This is a genomic window from Brevibacillus porteri (genome assembly GCF_003013475.1).
Classification (GTDB): Bacteria; Bacillota; Bacilli; order Brevibacillales; family Brevibacillaceae; genus Brevibacillus; species Brevibacillus porteri.
Genome location: NZ_PXZO01000057.1, coordinates 49,162 through 65,406 on the forward strand (window position 1 = coordinate 49,162; position 16,245 = coordinate 65,406).

At 50.2% G+C, this 16,245-nt stretch carries 15 protein-coding genes; all 15 read right to left on the reverse strand.

The window, feature by feature from the left end:
• Positions 1-26: 26 nt before the first annotated feature.
• Positions 27-845 carry a malonyl-ACP O-methyltransferase BioC gene (bioC, locus tag C7R92_RS26415; RefSeq protein ID WP_106836186.1) on the reverse strand — a complete coding sequence of 273 codons (819 nt, stop codon included), beginning with the start codon at positions 843-845 and terminating at the stop codon, positions 27-29.
• On the reverse strand, positions 814-1,551 hold the full coding sequence (locus C7R92_RS26420) for an alpha/beta fold hydrolase (protein ID WP_069851004.1): 738 nt from the start codon (positions 1,549-1,551) through the stop codon (positions 814-816). Before C7R92_RS26420 ends, bioC begins: the two co-directional genes overlap by 32 nt.
• Positions 1,548-2,747 carry an 8-amino-7-oxononanoate synthase gene (gene bioF, locus C7R92_RS26425; protein ID WP_106836187.1) on the reverse strand — a complete coding sequence of 400 codons (1,200 nt, stop codon included), beginning with the start codon at positions 2,745-2,747 and terminating at the stop codon, positions 1,548-1,550. Before bioF ends, C7R92_RS26420 begins: the two co-directional genes overlap by 4 nt.
• Before the next feature lie 15 nt (positions 2,748-2,762).
• Positions 2,763-3,758: a biotin synthase BioB gene (bioB, locus tag C7R92_RS26430; RefSeq protein WP_106836188.1), complete on the reverse strand. Its 996-nt coding sequence runs from the start codon at positions 3,756-3,758 to the stop codon at positions 2,763-2,765.
• Between the two features lie 20 nt (positions 3,759-3,778).
• The gene (gene bioD, locus C7R92_RS26435; RefSeq protein ID WP_106836212.1) at positions 3,779-4,498 is read right to left on the reverse strand and encodes a dethiobiotin synthase; all 720 of its coding nucleotides are present in this window, start codon (positions 4,496-4,498) and stop codon (positions 3,779-3,781) included.
• Between the two features lie 5 nt (positions 4,499-4,503).
• Positions 4,504-5,886 carry an adenosylmethionine--8-amino-7-oxononanoate transaminase gene (gene bioA, locus C7R92_RS26440; RefSeq protein ID WP_106836189.1) on the reverse strand — a complete coding sequence of 461 codons (1,383 nt, stop codon included), beginning with the start codon at positions 5,884-5,886 and terminating at the stop codon, positions 4,504-4,506.
• Positions 5,887-6,014: 128 nt separating this feature from the next.
• On the reverse strand, positions 6,015-9,179 hold the full coding sequence (locus C7R92_RS26445; protein WP_106836190.1) for a phosphodiester glycosidase family protein: 3,165 nt from the start codon (positions 9,177-9,179) through the stop codon (positions 6,015-6,017).
• 225 nt (positions 9,180-9,404) lie between these two features.
• A complete protein-coding gene (wecB, locus tag C7R92_RS26450; protein WP_017252367.1) occupies positions 9,405-10,553 on the reverse strand; it encodes a non-hydrolyzing UDP-N-acetylglucosamine 2-epimerase in 1,149 nt (382 codons plus the stop codon).
• Positions 10,554-10,571: 18 nt separating this feature from the next.
• Positions 10,572-11,201: a uracil phosphoribosyltransferase gene (gene upp, locus C7R92_RS26455; protein WP_007725492.1), complete on the reverse strand. Its 630-nt coding sequence runs from the start codon at positions 11,199-11,201 to the stop codon at positions 10,572-10,574.
• A gap of 181 nt (positions 11,202-11,382) precedes the next feature.
• Positions 11,383-12,633, reverse strand: coding sequence for a serine hydroxymethyltransferase (locus tag C7R92_RS26460; RefSeq protein ID WP_007725498.1), 1,251 nt, complete (start codon positions 12,631-12,633; stop codon positions 11,383-11,385).
• Between the two features lie 100 nt (positions 12,634-12,733).
• Positions 12,734-13,303, reverse strand: a complete 570-nt coding sequence (locus C7R92_RS26465) for a TIGR01440 family protein (RefSeq protein ID WP_106836191.1) — start codon at positions 13,301-13,303, stop codon at positions 12,734-12,736.
• Positions 13,304-13,759 (reverse strand): ribose 5-phosphate isomerase B, encoded by a 456-nt coding sequence (gene rpiB / locus C7R92_RS26470; RefSeq protein ID WP_007725502.1) that lies wholly within the window; start codon positions 13,757-13,759, stop codon positions 13,304-13,306.
• 139 nt (positions 13,760-13,898) lie between these two features.
• Positions 13,899-14,369 carry a low molecular weight protein arginine phosphatase gene (locus tag C7R92_RS26475; protein ID WP_106836192.1) on the reverse strand — a complete coding sequence of 157 codons (471 nt, stop codon included), beginning with the start codon at positions 14,367-14,369 and terminating at the stop codon, positions 13,899-13,901.
• A gap of 33 nt (positions 14,370-14,402) precedes the next feature.
• Positions 14,403-14,963, reverse strand: a complete 561-nt coding sequence (locus tag C7R92_RS26480) for a manganese efflux pump MntP (protein ID WP_017252372.1) — start codon at positions 14,961-14,963, stop codon at positions 14,403-14,405.
• Between the two features lie 56 nt (positions 14,964-15,019).
• Positions 15,020-16,099, reverse strand: a complete 1,080-nt coding sequence (locus C7R92_RS26485; RefSeq protein ID WP_017252373.1) for an L-threonylcarbamoyladenylate synthase — start codon at positions 16,097-16,099, stop codon at positions 15,020-15,022.
• Between the last annotated feature and the right edge of the window lie 146 nt (positions 16,100-16,245).

A 16,245-nucleotide genomic window follows, 5' to 3' on the forward strand; every position in this document is an offset into this window, starting at 1 on the left:
CTATAACGAAAATCATAGAAAGCACACTACCTCGATGAAACCGCGCGAACGTAAATCACTTCGTAGGAGACAGGGATGCCCGTTTCTCTTTTATACGTCTGCTCATAGTAACGAATCATTTCTGCAAGGAGTTTTCTGCGTCCCAGACCGCTCCCTTGCTCCATACTTGCACTGGCGCCCACTGCTTTCACGGCATGCAAGAAATCCCGTACACCTGGGTAAGTTAGCCGCTCATATTTCCTCATCACCTCTATATCCGTAAACCCTGCTTGCTCCAATAGCTCGTGCCAATCACGTGCAGAGTGAAACTCCAAGCCATGGCGCACTCCCTTTTCCCCCAAAATCGCATGAGCATTCGCAAACGAATCATGCAGCTCCCAAAACGTATCGGGTCCAAATGTTGAAAAAACCAAAGGTGCTCCGGGCTTCAGGATTATTCCCAATCCTTTTAGCGTATGCGCTGGCTTGGCAAACCACTGAAAACACGCTCCTGAAACTATCAAATCCTTTGACTTCGCCTGTTGTTCCCAAACCCATTCTTCGGCATCGGCTTGAGAAAATGAACAAATCAGGCCATGCTGTTCCAGATTGTTCTTCGCCTGCTCCAACATGCCCGATGCAATCTCTACCACTTCGTAATGGGCAGCAGAAAAATGGCTGCGAATGACGCGGGTTAATCCCCCTGTCCCACAGCCAATCTCTAGAATGTTTCGCACCTCGTTCTCGTTCGTTATTTCTGTAACTATTTGACTCAAATGATTGGCCATCTTCTTTTGTACGAGTGCGTATTTTTCGTATGAGACAGCCTTCTCACTAAATCGGCTGCTGATTGCTCTCTTCTGCAAGCTGCTCCACCATCCTCTTTAGCGAATCTCCTACAACCTCCGGAACAAATACATGCGGGGCATGACCACAGTCAGGAATTTGCACGAAACGGGCACCTGCAAGGCTACTCGCCAGTTCTTCTCCGGCTGTGAGCGAACAGATAGCATCCTCCCTACCATGAATAACGAGAGTGGGAGTAGTCAGCGAAGACAGGAACGGGCGGCAATCCTCTTCTTCTAAATAGGTCAAGCCCGCGATCAACGCTGCCGTACTCCACTTCTGGCTGTCCACCCCCACGTGCAAGCCTATTTGCTTACGCTCTCCTGGTGTTAGCATCTGTTCAACAAATGCGTCCATCACCCGCTCCCGTGCTATGGAAAGCTGTCTTTTCATCCTTTGCAAAACAACAGGATGCCATCCTTTGCGAAGGTCATGCTGTTCACAGGTAAAGCGTGCTGTGGTGCCGATCAAAACAAGTCCTGAGACCGGGTACTGGGCAGCGAGGCGTATGCCGAGCATCCCTCCCATGGACCACCCCACTACAATTAGCTCCTGGTCCAAAAGAGAACGGACTTCCTCTTCTACTCTCTCGTAAAATTGCAAGGAATCAGTGACGTCCGAATAAGTAGGTGTGATGTGCTGATAGGAAGGAAATTGGGAGCGAACTGCATCCCAGCTGCAATCTGGCATTCCCCACCCGGTTAGCCACAGCATCACTTTTCTCACGATATCGTCCCTCCTTTATGAAGCTCGTTCCTGATTTCGCTCACTTGCTCGCAAGCCCACTCTAGCTCTTCGCGCGTATGAGCAGCCATCACTGTAAAACGGATACGGGCGGTTCCCTCTGGTACGGTAGGCGGTCGAATCGCCACTGCTGCAATCCCCCGTTGCCGAAGCCTTTTGCTGAATTGCAATGTCCACTCATTCTCTCCTAACGTGAGCGGGATGATTGGCGTATCTTCTTCGTCTACGGTAAACCCGCGGGAGCGAAGCAACTGGCGAAACACGAGCGCATTCTGCCTCACCGCTTTTCTTCGCCAAGACTCTGTTTGTACCAAAGACAACGCCGCCAGATTCGAGCCGATCACAGCAGGGGGCAGGGCTGTCGAATACACCAGCGAGCGCGCTTTTGTCATCAAGTAACGAATGATGATCTCATCTGCGCATACGTATGCCCCATAAACACCAAATGCCTTGCTAAAGGTTCCCATCAAAACATCGACTTGTCCGGCAATGCCCAGCTCGTGGCACAAGCCCTGCCCTTCTTCACCACGCACTCCCCCCGCATGGGCTTCGTCAACCATCAGCATGGCATCGTAACGATCTCGCAGTTGTACCAATTCAAGTAGGGGAGCTTTATCACCGTCCATAGAGAATATGCTGTCCGTGACAATCCACTTCCGTCTTGCACCATGGTGCTTTTTTAGCAAAAACTCCAGATGGTCCATATCGTTATGTCTGTACCGAAAATGCTCCGCCCGACTGAGCACGATCCCATCGACGATGCTGGCGTGATTCAACCGATCACTAAAAACAGCGTCGCCTCTTCCGGCTAGCGCTGCAATTACCCCTGTATTTGCCTGATAGCCGTTTGCAAAGACAAGCGCCCCTTCTCTCTCCTTCCACAGCGCCAATTGTTGTTCCAGCACGTTATATAATGCGTAGTTGCCATGGACGAGACGAGAGGCAGTTCCTCCTGCCCCCCACTCCTCTGCTGCCTTCTTGCCAGCTTCCACGATTCGTTGATCATGGGCCAAGCCCAAATAGTTGTTCGATGACAGGTTTAATAACGGTTTCCCTTCGACTTGAATCCACGTGCCTGCGCGATCACTGGCTGACTCTACGGTGTTCCATTCTCTAGTCAGCGATTGTTTGCGCAACGAATCATATTCTTCTTCCAGCCATGTGTAGCGTTTATTCATAACTGACCTACTGTCCTACAGCGCACACAGCTCGATTTCAAACCCGAGGTCTTCAATCATCTGATGGTCTGTCGTGATTTCCTGCCCGGGCGTCGTCAAATAGTCGCCCACGAACAATGAGTTAGCCGCATACAAGGAGAGCGGCTGCAACGTGCGCAAATTCACTTCGCGACCACCCGCAACGCGAATTTCTTTATCTGGGCAAATAAATCGGAACAAGGCGAGAACTCGAAGAGCCTTCATTGCCGGAGTGCGTCCTTTATCCTCCAACGGGGTTCCGGGAATCGCATTTAAAAAATTGATCGGGATGGAATCTGCGTCGAGATTGCGCAGGGCAAATGCCATTTCGACGATCTCTTCATCGCTCTCCCCCATGCCGATGATCACACCTGCGCAGGGCGACATCCCTGCTCTTTTCACGGTATCGACTGTCTGTACACGCTGATCGTATGTGTGCGTTGTCGTAATCGCTTCGTAATGATTGCGACTCGTGTTGAGATTATGGTTGTAGCGGTGAACACCTGAATCTTTTAAGCGCGTTGCTTGTTCGTCGCTTAATATCCCAAGGCACGCACAAATTTTCAGCGGCATCGTCTCGCGGATTTCTTTGACTGCCTCGATGACCTGGCCCAGCTCTCTTTCTGTGGGACCACGTCCTGAGGCGACAATACAGTATGTACCTGCTTTTCGATTCATGGCTTCTCGCGCACCTGCGAGCAATGTCTCCTTATCCAGCATCGTGTACTTGGATACGGGAGCATTCGAAACAATCGACTGCGAGCAGTAACCGCAATCCTCCGGGCATAGGCCGCTCTTGGCGTTGATGATCATGTTCAGTTTGACCTTTTTTCCGAAAAAGTGCTTTCTGACACGAAAAGCTTCGTTCATGACCAGCAGCAGCTCATCATCAGGCGCTTGCAATACCTTCATTGCCTCTTCCTGTGTAAACTCTTCTTTCTTGATTGCTTTGCTTGCGTACTCCTTCCAATCCAGACAGGCGCTTTGCTTCATTTTCTCGTCTCCTCTTTCTATTATTTAAGGCTCCACTGGCACAACTGGCCGATGTCTACACATTCTTGGATCAGCTGCGTCAACTGCTGGCGCTCTAACGGTTGGTCTATCCATGGAAGTACGCCCCATACAGGAACTCCCCCGTAGCTCTCGATCATGCTCGCGTTTGTTTTGACACTCTCATCGGTGACACCAGCAGAGTTGTTTTGATTCAGGATGACACCTACAACCTCGATCCCGAGTTCCCGTGCATACCAAACGGACAAGAGCGTATGGTTAATCGTACCGAGTCCAGCCCGCGCCACGATGAGCATAGGCAGATTCAGTCGAGCAGCAAGATCCGCCATCGTTTCGGTTGGAGTCAATGGCACAATCAGACCACCAGCTCCTTCGACAAGGAGTGCCGGATAACGTTCCATCAGGGGTCGCCCGCAAGCGATTACTTCCTCCATGGTCAAGCTTTTCCCCTCTGCTTCCGCAGCCAGAGACGGGGTAAGCGGTGCCTCAAAACAGAGCGGGGCTATCTCCTCACACGCATCAGGCACTCCACTCCACGCTCTCAAGTGCATAGCGTCACTGCCCTCATCATGTGCTCGTGCTCCTGACTGGACTGGCTTCCAAACCCCTATGTCCACTCCTGTTTCACGCAACACGGATGCGATTCCGGCAGTCACAACCGTTTTGCCTACCCCTGTATCTGTTCCTGTGATGAACAATCCGGAAAAGGGTCGATCAGTCACATCAATCACTCCTCCGTTTCACCTGTCGTTACATCCTGAATCGATTCCGTCAAAATCCGAACCATGTCAGCCAATTCTTCAGGTGTAGATACAAGCGGTGGGATAAAAACGATGACGTTGCCCAATGGTCGTGTCAGAAGACCTTTTTCTCTCGCTATCTGACAGACACGCAAACCGATCCGCTCATTCCAGTGATAGGGCTCCTTGGTCTCTTTATCCCGAACCAGCTCGATTCCCGCCATCAAGCCTTTTTGCCGGATATCTCCTACATGAGGCAGGTCGCGAAGTGGCTCCAGTAATTGATCCAGATTGATTGCTTTTTGTGCTACCTGTTCAACGACTCCGCGCTCCTCCATCAGCCGCAGGTTGGCGAGAGCAACTGCACAGCCAAGTGGATTTCCCGTGAACGAATGTCCGTGAAAGAAGGTTTTCTGTTCCTCATAGTCGGCGAAAAAGGCATCATAAATCTGCTCGGTTACTAAGGTAGCCGCTACTGGCAAATACCCTCCCGTGAGCCCTTTTGCGACCGCCATGATGTCTGGCACGACCCCATCATGCTCACAAGCGAACATTTTGCCCGTGCGTCCAAATCCTGTCGCTACTTCGTCTGCGATTAGCAATACATCATAGGCGCGCAACAGCTCCGCGATTTTTTTCAAGCAACCGTCCGGCATGATAATCATGCCGCTTGCTCCCTGCACGACAGGCTCCACGATCATCGCCGCAATCTCATGAGCTCTTTCCTTCAACAAACTTTCCAGACTGCTCAATGTGGCCTGAACGGCTGCTTCTTCGCCACCCTGTCGGTATGGATAAGGGTATGGAATGACATGTGGAGAAAAGAGCAGGGGTTTGTAGACCTGATGATAGAGCGGAATGGCTCCCACACTGGTAGCTCCAATCGTATCCCCGTGATAGGCATTGTTCATTGTGATAAACGAATACTTGCCAGTCTGCCCGCGATTTTGCCAGTATTGGAACGCCATTTTCAATGAGATTTCGACTGCCGTTGCCCCGTTGTCAGAGTAAAAGACTTTGCTCAGTCCTTCTGGAGCGAGGTTGATCAGCTTTTCCGCTAATAGAATGGATGGGACATTTGCCATGCCGAGCAAAGTAGAATGGGCAATCTGGTCGAGCTGTTCCGTGATCGCCTGATTCAGCTCGGGAACGTTGTGACCGTGGACATTCAACCACACGGAGGAAAAACCGTCGTAGTAAGCCTTGCCGTTCACATCGAACAGCTTGATCCCTTCTCCTCTCGCAATAATCAGTGGCTCCTGTGCGACGTAGTCTTTCATTTGGGTGAAGGGATGCCAAACGTATTGCTTGTTTTTGGCAGAAAGCTCTGCATAATTATTTAACAACCAAATCACAACCTTGGTTAACATATATTTGTTAACCGTTATTTTAAAACGGTTAACCTATTTTAGCAAAGCTTTTTTCTTCGACATGGAAAAAAGAAAAAAGGTCAAGCTCCTCTTTTTTAGAGAAGCTTGACCTTTTTCTACTGTCATTCTTACTTGGCTTGATGCAGGATGCGATACAGCGCAACGACACACACTGCTCTCGTCGTCGGTTTATTCGGCTGATAATTTCCTCCAACTGGATCAATCAGACCGAGTCCGACCATGTTGTTGATGGATGTAGATGCCCAGGATGGCCATGTCCCTTTATCGGAGACCTTTTTCGTCGCTCCCTTTTTATTCACGAGACGATCGAGAATGACTGCGGCCTCTGCGCGAGTCACCGGCTGATCTGGACGGAAAGTATTATCGTTATAGCCCTTCACCAGGCCTTTGGAAACAGCAACCTGTACGGCACCTTGCGCATAGGAAGGCACCTTATCCTTGAATTTCAGCTTTGGTGAGGATGGGAGCTCCCATTCAAAAGTGCGCGCGAGCAAGGTGACGAACTGTGCTCTTGTCAAAGAAACCTCTGGGCCGAACGTCGTCTCTGTCAAACCCTTCACGTAGCCCTTTTCCGCCATGTAGGTGATTTCTGCCTTGGCTGGATGCTTCGCGATATCACTAAATCCAGCGCTGTCCGTGCCTGCATTGTCCAGGTAGTACGGAATGTACTTGCCGTAGCTATTGACTTCATATACCCACTGACCTTGAGCATTCAGGGTTCCTAGCAGCGGATCCAAAGTATTGTTTACTTCGTTTACGTACAAGAGCCCAACGCCTTTTCCAGCGAGCCATTGCTTCGGTACCAAGGTCAACTGAATCGACGAAGTTGAAATTGCGTCCTCTTGTCCTGCTTTTAGTTCGCCCGGCTTAATCGTAAACGAATAATCAGCAGGCACATATCCTGGCATCGGCTGAGTCACGATCGACTCCACATCAATCAGCGCACTATCCAGGTAAGGAGCAGTATTTGCTAAGGAATAATGGAGATCGAGCTCCGCCCCGAGGGACATGCTGCCTGGCAGTTCAGGAACAACGGCTACATTGCTCGGTTGGCCTGTCTGGTTGCCCAAGAGGAGCGAGAATTCGTCGAAGTACAGTGTTCCTTTGTCGTGTGTAATGCCATCACTGGCTTGGTCAACGACATACACACTCTTGAGCTGCAATGGATACGCAACATTGCTCGGGAAGTAGCCTTTAACCTGCTTCCACCCTGTCCAATTGATCTCTTTTGCCAGATCGACGTAGACTGCCTTGCCGTTTGCATCGACTACTTCTGCACGGAGCCAATGTCCGCTGTTGTCACCATTGACCCACAAGCCCAATCCGAGCGGTTTGCCAGGAATGGTCACAGGTTTTGCCCCCAGAACGCCATACGAAATCCGCATGTTGTTCGCTGGTGCTCCAGAGAAGTTGTACACCAGCTTCGCTGCCTTTTTCGTGCGGAATGTCTGATCGGAAACGAGCCCGAACGATCCAGCGGAACTGATGCTGGATGGATTTGCCGCATGGTACATACCAACCTGATTATCGAAGGTAAGCCATGGCTGCTCAAATTGTCCGACAGCAAATGGTACGCTTGTCGACACGCCATCATACGTAATGGTCAGGGTTCCGTTGCCCGGCTCATTGCCTGCTACCAGTTGCAGATTGTCGTTAATCGTCGCTACAGAGGAATCGACACTCGCTTTTACGCTAAGTGGCGTCGCTTGTACGGTAGAACCCTTCTTCGTTTTGATTTTGACATCGAGATTAAGGGATTGTCCCGGTGCAATCGTGATCGGATTCGGGGAAACGATGATTTGCTGCACATCGTTGCCGGAAATGACTTGAATGTCTTTATTTTGCGTCACATTGCCCAATCGCGCAGTCAATGTGATCTTGCCGGAGCGAGCTGGTGTGAATTGCTTGCCATTTACGGTTCCCGCTTCGGACTGACTGGCATCCCAGCTCACATCGCCTGCATTGATCGCGTACGGTTGGTAATGAACGTCATATCCCTTGGATGCGCTGAGCGAGATGGTTTGTCCGATAAGCACATCTGCTGGTACATCGATTTGGAAGCCTTTCAATTCTCCAGCAGGTGCCGTGTTGTATACGGCCAGTCCAGTAGGCACACGACGCTCAGCACCGCCGCTCGGCTTATTCGACAGATTCGCGTGTGTCTCACCCAGCATTCGAGCTGCCATGGTCGTAGAGCCACCACCGTCAAAGTTTACAGCCCGAAAAGAACCGAGCTCCGCCATGATTTTTGCCAATTCATCCAAATAAACGCCTTGGCTCGCATCGATCGTGACCATGTACAAGGTCTTCCCATCCTGGGAAACACCGACCGCTGTACGCGCCGTTTTGCTCGTGATGGACTTGTCCGCTGGAAAGGACGACAGTGCTTTCCCTTGATCAACCAAAAGGACATTGCCACCCACCGCATGGTTCAAGTCGAGTGTCTGCGGTGTCGTTTGATACTCAACTGTTGCAGTAGCGCCTACTGGGAAGTTTTGTTTGAGAAATGCTCCTGCTGCTCCATGTCCCCAAAGGACATAGCCGTTGTAAGGTATGTATACGCCAGGTTGATTCACACGAACTTCTTTGGCTACGTTGTCTACAAACAGAATCTCGACGACATCTTTGTAGCCCGATATCGTCCCCAAGCTGGTTTTGCCAAAGGAAGGGGTATAAACGTTCAATTGATTCTGGTGACTTTTTCGTCCATCACTCGGGTTGTACTCTTCCTTGTTGACACCCTGAATCGAATAGGTAGCGCCATTAGGAGCAGTAACCTTGCCGCCAAAACCAAACTTATCGACGATAGCCATCTTGTCTCCGGTCAAGCCTAGGGCGTACCAGTAGGAGACCAAGCCCATGGAAGAAATGAGTTCATCGTCTTTCATGACAATACCAAACGGCGCTCCCCGCTTCGACATGTTAAAAAAGTCGGCATTGATCGCTGCTACAGCTCCGGTTTCACGCGCCATTTGTGTAACCGTCTGCCTGTCTGTCAGCTTGCCTTTCGTCCCGTATACCGGTTTGACCTCAACGTAAGGATTATTCATGTCAACCTTGGTCACCATGATCGTGACGACTTGGTTGGCAAATGATTTCGTATATTTCTGCAAAGTGGTCCCCTCACCAATTGGGGTTTGCCACATCATATTCAATGCACTGGTCTCCGCTCTGGCGTGTGCGACATTGGTCGCAAACGGCACAAACGGAACAAAAGCTCCCCAGGCCATGGTCGTGGCCGTGAGCAGCGTCACTATCCTTTGCGCTCTCATGTTGGTAACTCCTCTCCGTATTCCAAACTCTATCTTTTTTCCATCTAAGCCAAGCAACTAAATATTAGACGCAAAAAATCATGGATAGTTTCGCCAATTCTCTCGATTCCCCATTAGAAAAACATACCAAATCGTCAGTCTTCGAAACCAAAAAAATTCCCGTTACCAACAAGAAACCCGCCCGGTTTTGACGAACGGTACCTGGCGGGTTTTCCTAGCTGTATGTTACTGACCTGGTTGGAAAGGCTCTGGCTGTTCAGCTCGCAAACCAAAATGATAGAGGATTGCTTCTACGATACGACGGGAAGCCTCGCCATCCCCGTACGGGTTGACAGCGTGCGCCATTGCATCGTAAGCCGCTTGGTTGGTCAGCAATTCTTTTGCCATTGCATAAACTTGCTCTTCGTCAGTTCCCACGAGCTTCAACGTGCCTGCTTCAATCCCCTCAGGACGTTCTGTCGTATCGCGCAGAACCAGGACTGGTACGCCAAGAGACGGCGCTTCCTCCTGCACCCCGCCAGAATCGGTCAGGATGAGATGGGCACGACGAGCGAAGTTGTGGAAATCAAGGGCATCCAATGGTTCGATCAACGAAATGCGATCGTGGTTTCCGAGAATCTCCTGCGCTACTTCTTGTACAGCAGGATTCAAGTGAACCGGATACACAACAGCAATCTCAGGATGCTCGTCCACTAGTCTTCGAACTGCACGGAAAATACGGCGCATCGGCTCGCCCAAATTTTCGCGGCGGTGTGCCGTCATCAGCACCAGCTTCTGACCAGCTACGCGATCAAGTACCGGATGCGTGTAATCCTCGCGAACCGTTGTTTTCAGCGCGTCAATTGCTGTGTTTCCTGTCACGTAGATGCTCTCTTCCGGCTTTGCTTCGCGACGAAGATTGTCAGCCGATCCATCGGTCGGAGAGAAGTGCAGGTCAGCCATTACACCTGTCAACTGACGGTTCATCTCTTCCGGGAACGGCGAGTACTTGTCCCATGTGCGCAAGCCCGCTTCCACGTGTCCGATCGCGACTTGATTATAAAAAGCAGCCAGACTCGCCACAAAAGTGGTTGTCGTATCCCCGTGTACGAGGACAATGTCCGGTTTTACTTCCTTCATCGTTTCATCCAGGCTCTCCAATGCGCGAGTGGTCACACCCACCAGCGTTTGGCGATCCTTCATGATGTTCAAATCAATGTCTGGTTGAATATCAAAAATGTCCAAAACCTGATCGAGCATTTGACGATGTTGGGCCGTCACGCAAACGACCGATTCGATCTGTTCACTGTGCTTGTTCAATTCATGGACAAGCGGCGCCATTTTGATCGCTTCTGGACGTGTTCCGAATACCGTCATTACTTTTACAGTTTTCATACGTTTTTCCCTCTCCGACTACTTCGTGCCGTACAAGCGGTCACCCGCATCGCCCAATCCTGGCACGATGTATCCATGGTCGTTTAAATATTCATCAACAGCTGCTACGTAAATATCTACATCAGGATGCTCGTCCTGAACCAGCTTGATGCCTTCTGGAGCAGCAATGAGGCACATCAGCTTCAAGTTTTTCGCTCCACGTTTTTTCAAAGCAGTAAGAGCAGCAACAGCAGAGCCCCCAGTCGCCAGCATTGGGTCAGTTACGATCAACTCACGCTCAGCAACATCGGATGGCAGCTTCACATAATACTCAACAGGCTGTAGGGTTTCCGGATCACGGTAAAGACCTACGTGTCCTACTTTGGCAGCAGGGATCAGCCTCATCAGGCCATCCACCATACCAAGACCAGCGCGCAGAATCGGTACCAGCCCTACTTTTTTACCAGCAATTACGTTCGACTGACAGGTAGCCACTGGCGTTTCGATGGTGGTTTGCTCCAACGGCATATCACGAGTAATTTCATAGCCCATCAGAGTCGTCACTTCATCTACCAGTTCGCGAAATTCCTTGGTCCCTGTATTCTTGTCACGAATATACGTAACTTTATGCTGAATCAGCGGATGGTCAAACACATATACACGGCTCATGTCATTTCCTCCGTTTCCCTATCAATGCATCCTTTCTATAATAGCGGGTGAGAGTGGCGCCGTCAATTTGCCTAATCTTCGTACTTTTTCGCATCCTCGATCCCTAGGTACAGCCGGGAAGTGGAAAAAAAGCAGACCCGAATGGGAAAATTTCCACTGGGTCTGCTTCTCGTTGGCTTGCTTAGATATTCAATCCTTCGTACATCGGGAAACGTTGGCACAAAGCTGCCACACGTTGGCGTGCTTCTTCGTGCTTCGCAGCATCCTCTGGGTTTTTCAATGTCAGAGCGATAATTGCTGCTACTTCTTTCATCGCTTCCTCATCAAAACCGCGGCTCGTTACTGCTGGCGTACCCATGCGCACACCACTTGTAACAAACGGGCTTTGTGTATCGTAAGGAATGGTATTTTTGTTTGTGGTAATGCTTACTTCGTCCAACAAATGCTCAGCTACTTTACCTGTCAGGCCGATTTTGCTTACATCAACCAATACGAGGTGGTTATCCGTTCCGCCGGAAACGAGCGTCAGACCTTCAGCAGTCAAGCTTTCCGCAAATGCACGTGCATTCTTGATGATGCGAGCTGCGTAATCCTTGAACTCTGGTTGCAGGTTTTCGCCGAAGGCAACCGCTTTTGCTGCGATGACGTGCATCAACGGACCACCCTGAACGCCTGGGAATACGGATTTGTCGATGCCTTTCGCGAATTCTTCCTTGCACAAAATCAAACCGCCACGTGGTCCACGCAGAGTCTTGTGCGTCGTAGAAGTAACGAAATGCGCGTGTGGTACTGGGTTTGGATGCAGACCTGCCGCAACCAGACCAGCGATATGCGCCATATCCACCATAAAGTACGCGCCCACTTCATCTGCGATCTCACGGAACTTGGCAAAATCAATCGTACGCGGATAGGCACTCGCACCGCAAACGATCAGTTTTGGCTTGTGCTCCAACGCTTTTGCACGAACAACTTCATAGTTGATCAGGTGCGTATCTTCGTCTACACCGTAATCAACGAAATTGTACAGAGTACCGGAGAAGTTTACTGCACTACCATGCGTCAAGTGACCACCGTGGGACAGGTTCATTCCCAACACAGTGTCGCCTGGCTGAAGAATGGTGAAGTATACAGCCATGTTCGCCTGAGCACCGGAGTGTGGTTGTACGTTTGCATGCTCAGCGCCAAAAATTTCTTTTACGCGGTCGCGCGCGATGTTTTCCACGATATCCACATACTCGCAACCACCGTAATAGCGGCGACCTGGATATCCTTCTGCGTATTTATTTGTCAAAACGGTTCCCATTGCTTCCATAACTGCGCGGCTTACGAAGTTCTCAGAAGCAATCAGCTCAATCTTGTCGCGTTGTCTTCCGAGCTCCAGTTGAACGGCTTCCATGACTTGCGGGTCTTGATTACGCAAAAAATCTAGCATAATAGTTTCTCCTCCTTAAAAGTTCGTGATCATAAAGTGGGCTTGTCCCACATTCTTTTTACGTGCTTGTTCAAAAAGTCGGCTTTTTGAACTACCTCTTTTACGTGCAGCTTTCATTCGACGATGTCTTCTCATACACGGCACGCGGTCCGCCAATCAGCTTAGGACGCGTACGCGCTGCCGTAACATGGGCTTGTCCAACGAGACGCAGTGTTGGACGCACCGGTACTGCCACATGCTTCAGATGCATGCCGATCAGCGTATGGCCGATATCAATGCCTGCGTGCGCGCGAATGTGCTCCACAACGGCTGCATCCGTGAACTGTGTAAACGCATGCGCAGCCATAGAGCCTCCAGCAGTCGGAACGGGAACAACCGAGACCTCTTCCAGTCCGTATCGCAATGCAACATCACGCTCGACGACCAGAGCCCTGTTCAAATGTTCACAACATTGGAAGGCAACAGCAAAGCCGCGCTTTTCTACAACAGATTGAATCCCACGATACAGAGCTTTCGCTACATCTTGGCTGCCAGCTTTACCGATATGCTCCCCGAGCACCTCGCTGGTACTGCACCCAATCACCATGAGTTGCCCGGCTTTCAGCTCTGCCATATCAGCTACTTCTTCGACAATGTCACTGATTTGTTTTTCGATAGCGGATAAATCCACTTACTTCACTCCCGCATGCTTCGCTTCAATTTGGGAAATCTTTTCCACACGACGCTCGTGGCGACCACCTTGAAACTCTGTTTCCAACCAAATTTTCACGATATCAAGCGCAAGACCCGGTCCAATGACACGCTCACCCATCGCCAACACATTGGTGTTGTTATGCTCACGGGTAGCGCGTGCAGAAAACGTATCATGCACAAGTGCACAACGGATGCCTGGAACCTTGTTGGCTGCGATCGACATGCCGATACCTGTTCCGCAAACGAGAATGCCTCGATCAAACTCCCCCGCTGCCACCTTTTCCGCTACTGGCAAAGCATAATCGGGATAATCAACCGATTCCTCGCAGGTGCAGCCGAAGTCTTCCGTCTGGATGTTCATGGAGGCCAGCAGAGTCTTGATCTCCTCTTTTAGCTTGTATCCACCGTGATCAGCAGCAAGTGCTACTTTCATCTGTCATCCCTCGCTTGTCTCATAATCTTCGTCTAGTATACATCAAAAAACAATAAGTAAAAAGTGAACATTTTTATCAAATGACTAAAAATCGTTCGTACTCTCGCAAAAAACAAGGCCCTGGCTATATACCAGCACCCTATTCATCCAATGATTTACGAAGACCTGGGTCCTTGAGCATCAATGAGAGCCTTTCCAGTGACTCTTCGATTTCTTCGGCACACCTGCGATAATCCATCAGTGATCCCCCATACGGATCAGCAATATCACTAAAGCCTTCTATCCCAACGAACTCCTGCAGGGTATGCACCTTTTCAGCCGCTGAGGGGAAATACGTCAGGATCGCTCGCTTGTGACCGTGCGTCATCGTCAAAATGACATCAGACCATTCAATCAACCCTTCGTCTACCTTGCTGGCCTTATGATCGTGGGCAACTCCTCGTTCTTCTAATACTTGTTTGGCGTGCAAGGAGGCATCCTGACCGGCAAATGCCGCCACTCCTGCTGAGCGTATCTCAAGCCCCTGTCCATCTGTCTTCGAACGGAACATCGCTTCTGCCATTGGGCTTCGGCACGTATTTCCCGTACAGACGAAAAGTATCCGTTTCACGTATCGTTCCTCCTCTCCTATTAATTAGTCCGGTTATATCATAAATTTTAACCCAAAACCAAACAAAATAAGTCCACCTACTAATTCGCTATAATCCCCAAGCCACCCTCCCACACTCCTGCCTAACAATAAACCGAAGTAGGACATGGTGGCACCCATTATTCCAAAAAGGGAGATGGCCAAAATTCTATTGACCTCGATCAAGCCGAACGAGAAACCGACGGTGAAAGCATCCAGACTGACACTTAATGCGAAGAGCATAAGTCCGAACCCTTTTGTCTTCAATACACTTTTTTGATCCCCTTGGACGAAGCCATTCCATAGCATATGCAAGCCGATGATCATCAGGACACCGCCGCCAATAAACACGGCTATATCTCCAACCAAATCGGACAAGTACGCTCCAACAACAATCCCGATGATCGGCATCATAATGTGAAACAGTCCGATGGTGATACTCACTTTGATAATCTCTCGTAACCGAATCCCAACCATCCCTACGCCAATTCCCAACGAAAAGGCATCCATACTTAAGGCGAAAGCAATAATGAGCAACGTCAAAAATTGCCCCCATTGAAATAACACCTGGTCCAAGCAGCTCCCCTCCCGTCTCTTCACCTTATGCGGACAAGGGGGAGTTTAGGACAGGTTTACACGGACAAGACTCGGCCTCCAGCAGCCTTTTCCAAGCGATTCATTACGGCCATACCCAACCCGTTTCGCGGGAAAGTCTCACCGACTATATACTGCACCTCTTGATCGTCGAATTCTCGCAGCACAGCATAAAGCTGTTGGGCAACCATTTCCAGATCCGCTTGTGATCCGACCACAAGAACGACATCTGCCGCCGCGTGACTTTGCCAAAAAGGAGCTGTTTCTTCCGTTGCCAGCACACCCGTTTTTTGACCGTGCTGCTTCGCCTGTTGCAGCATGTCTTCCATTTTCGCCCGAACTTTTTCACTCTCTCCTGACACGAGCCACATTTCGCCTTCAGGAGCGTAATGCGTATATTTCATCCCTGGAGAGCGTGGTGCCTCGGCTGCTCCCACTTGAAAAGAAGGGTCGAGCTCCACGTAGCCAATCACTGGTTCCATTTGCTCCCGTGTAATGCCGCCTGGGCGCAGAATCATGGGCGGGTCCTGCGTAACATCAATAACCGTAGATTCTACCCCAACACCTGTTGCCCCACCATCGACCACACCTGCTACGCGTCCATCCAAGTCAGCCAATACATGCGCCGCTGTCGTTGGACTCGGACGTCCAGAGCGATTGGCACTTGGAGCTGCAATCGGTACCCCCGCTTCCTTGATCAAAGCCAAGGCAATCGGATGATCAGGCATGCGAACCCCGACTGATTCCAGACCTGCCGTTACCAGCGAAGCTACTTGATCGGTTTTTGGCAAAATCACCGTCAACGGTCCAGGCCAAAACGCCTCCATCAGCTTTTTCCCTTTCTCCGGAACCTCACTTGCTACTGTGGACAACTGGTCCCACGCCCCAATATGTACAATCAGCGGATTATCGCTGGGTCTGCCTTTTGCTGTAAATATTTTTTCCACTGCTTCATTTGATAATGCATTCGCTCCCAAGCCGTAAACCGTCTCCGTGGGAAACGCGACAACTGCCCCTTCTCGAAGAAAACGGGCTGCATCCACAATCTGTGCACAACTATGCTGATTTTCCACATCGTTATCCACAGACCAGGCTTTTGTCACAAAATTCATTTCCATCGTTAAAAAATCCTTTCTCTAGCTCGTTTCTTGGTAAGGAGTGCCTTAAGTATAGATGTGCACCAAAAAGTTTTCAACAGGCTGTGGGTAACTTGTGAATAACTTTTCTGAACAGCGTGGAAAAGAGAACATTGTTACCTTTTTTT

What these genes read in the sequence shown, in the direction of transcription:
- C7R92_RS26445 (WP_106836190.1), bottom strand. Translation starts at nt 9,179, where the DNA reads ATGAGAGCGCAAAGGATAGTGACGCTGCTCACGGCCACGACCATGGCC.
- bioF (WP_106836187.1), bottom strand. Translation starts at nt 2,747, where the DNA reads ATGAATAAACGCTACACATGGCTGGAAGAAGAATATGATTCGTTGCGC.
- upp (WP_007725492.1), bottom strand. Translation starts at nt 11,201, where the DNA reads ATGAGCCGTGTATATGTGTTTGACCATCCGCTGATTCAGCATAAAGTT.
- C7R92_RS26460 (WP_007725498.1), bottom strand. Translation starts at nt 12,633, where the DNA reads ATGCTAGATTTTTTGCGTAATCAAGACCCGCAAGTCATGGAAGCCGTT.
- rpiB (WP_007725502.1), bottom strand. Translation starts at nt 13,759, where the DNA reads ATGAAAGTAGCACTTGCTGCTGATCACGGTGGATACAAGCTAAAAGAG.
- C7R92_RS26485 (WP_017252373.1), bottom strand. Translation starts at nt 16,099, where the DNA reads ATGGAAATGAATTTTGTGACAAAAGCCTGGTCTGTGGATAACGATGTG.
- wecB (WP_017252367.1), bottom strand. Translation starts at nt 10,553, where the DNA reads ATGAAAACTGTAAAAGTAATGACGGTATTCGGAACACGTCCAGAAGCG.
- bioB (WP_106836188.1), bottom strand. Translation starts at nt 3,758, where the DNA reads ATGAAGCAAAGCGCCTGTCTGGATTGGAAGGAGTACGCAAGCAAAGCA.
- bioA (WP_106836189.1), bottom strand. Translation starts at nt 5,886, where the DNA reads ATGTTAACCAAGGTTGTGATTTGGTTGTTAAATAATTATGCAGAGCTT.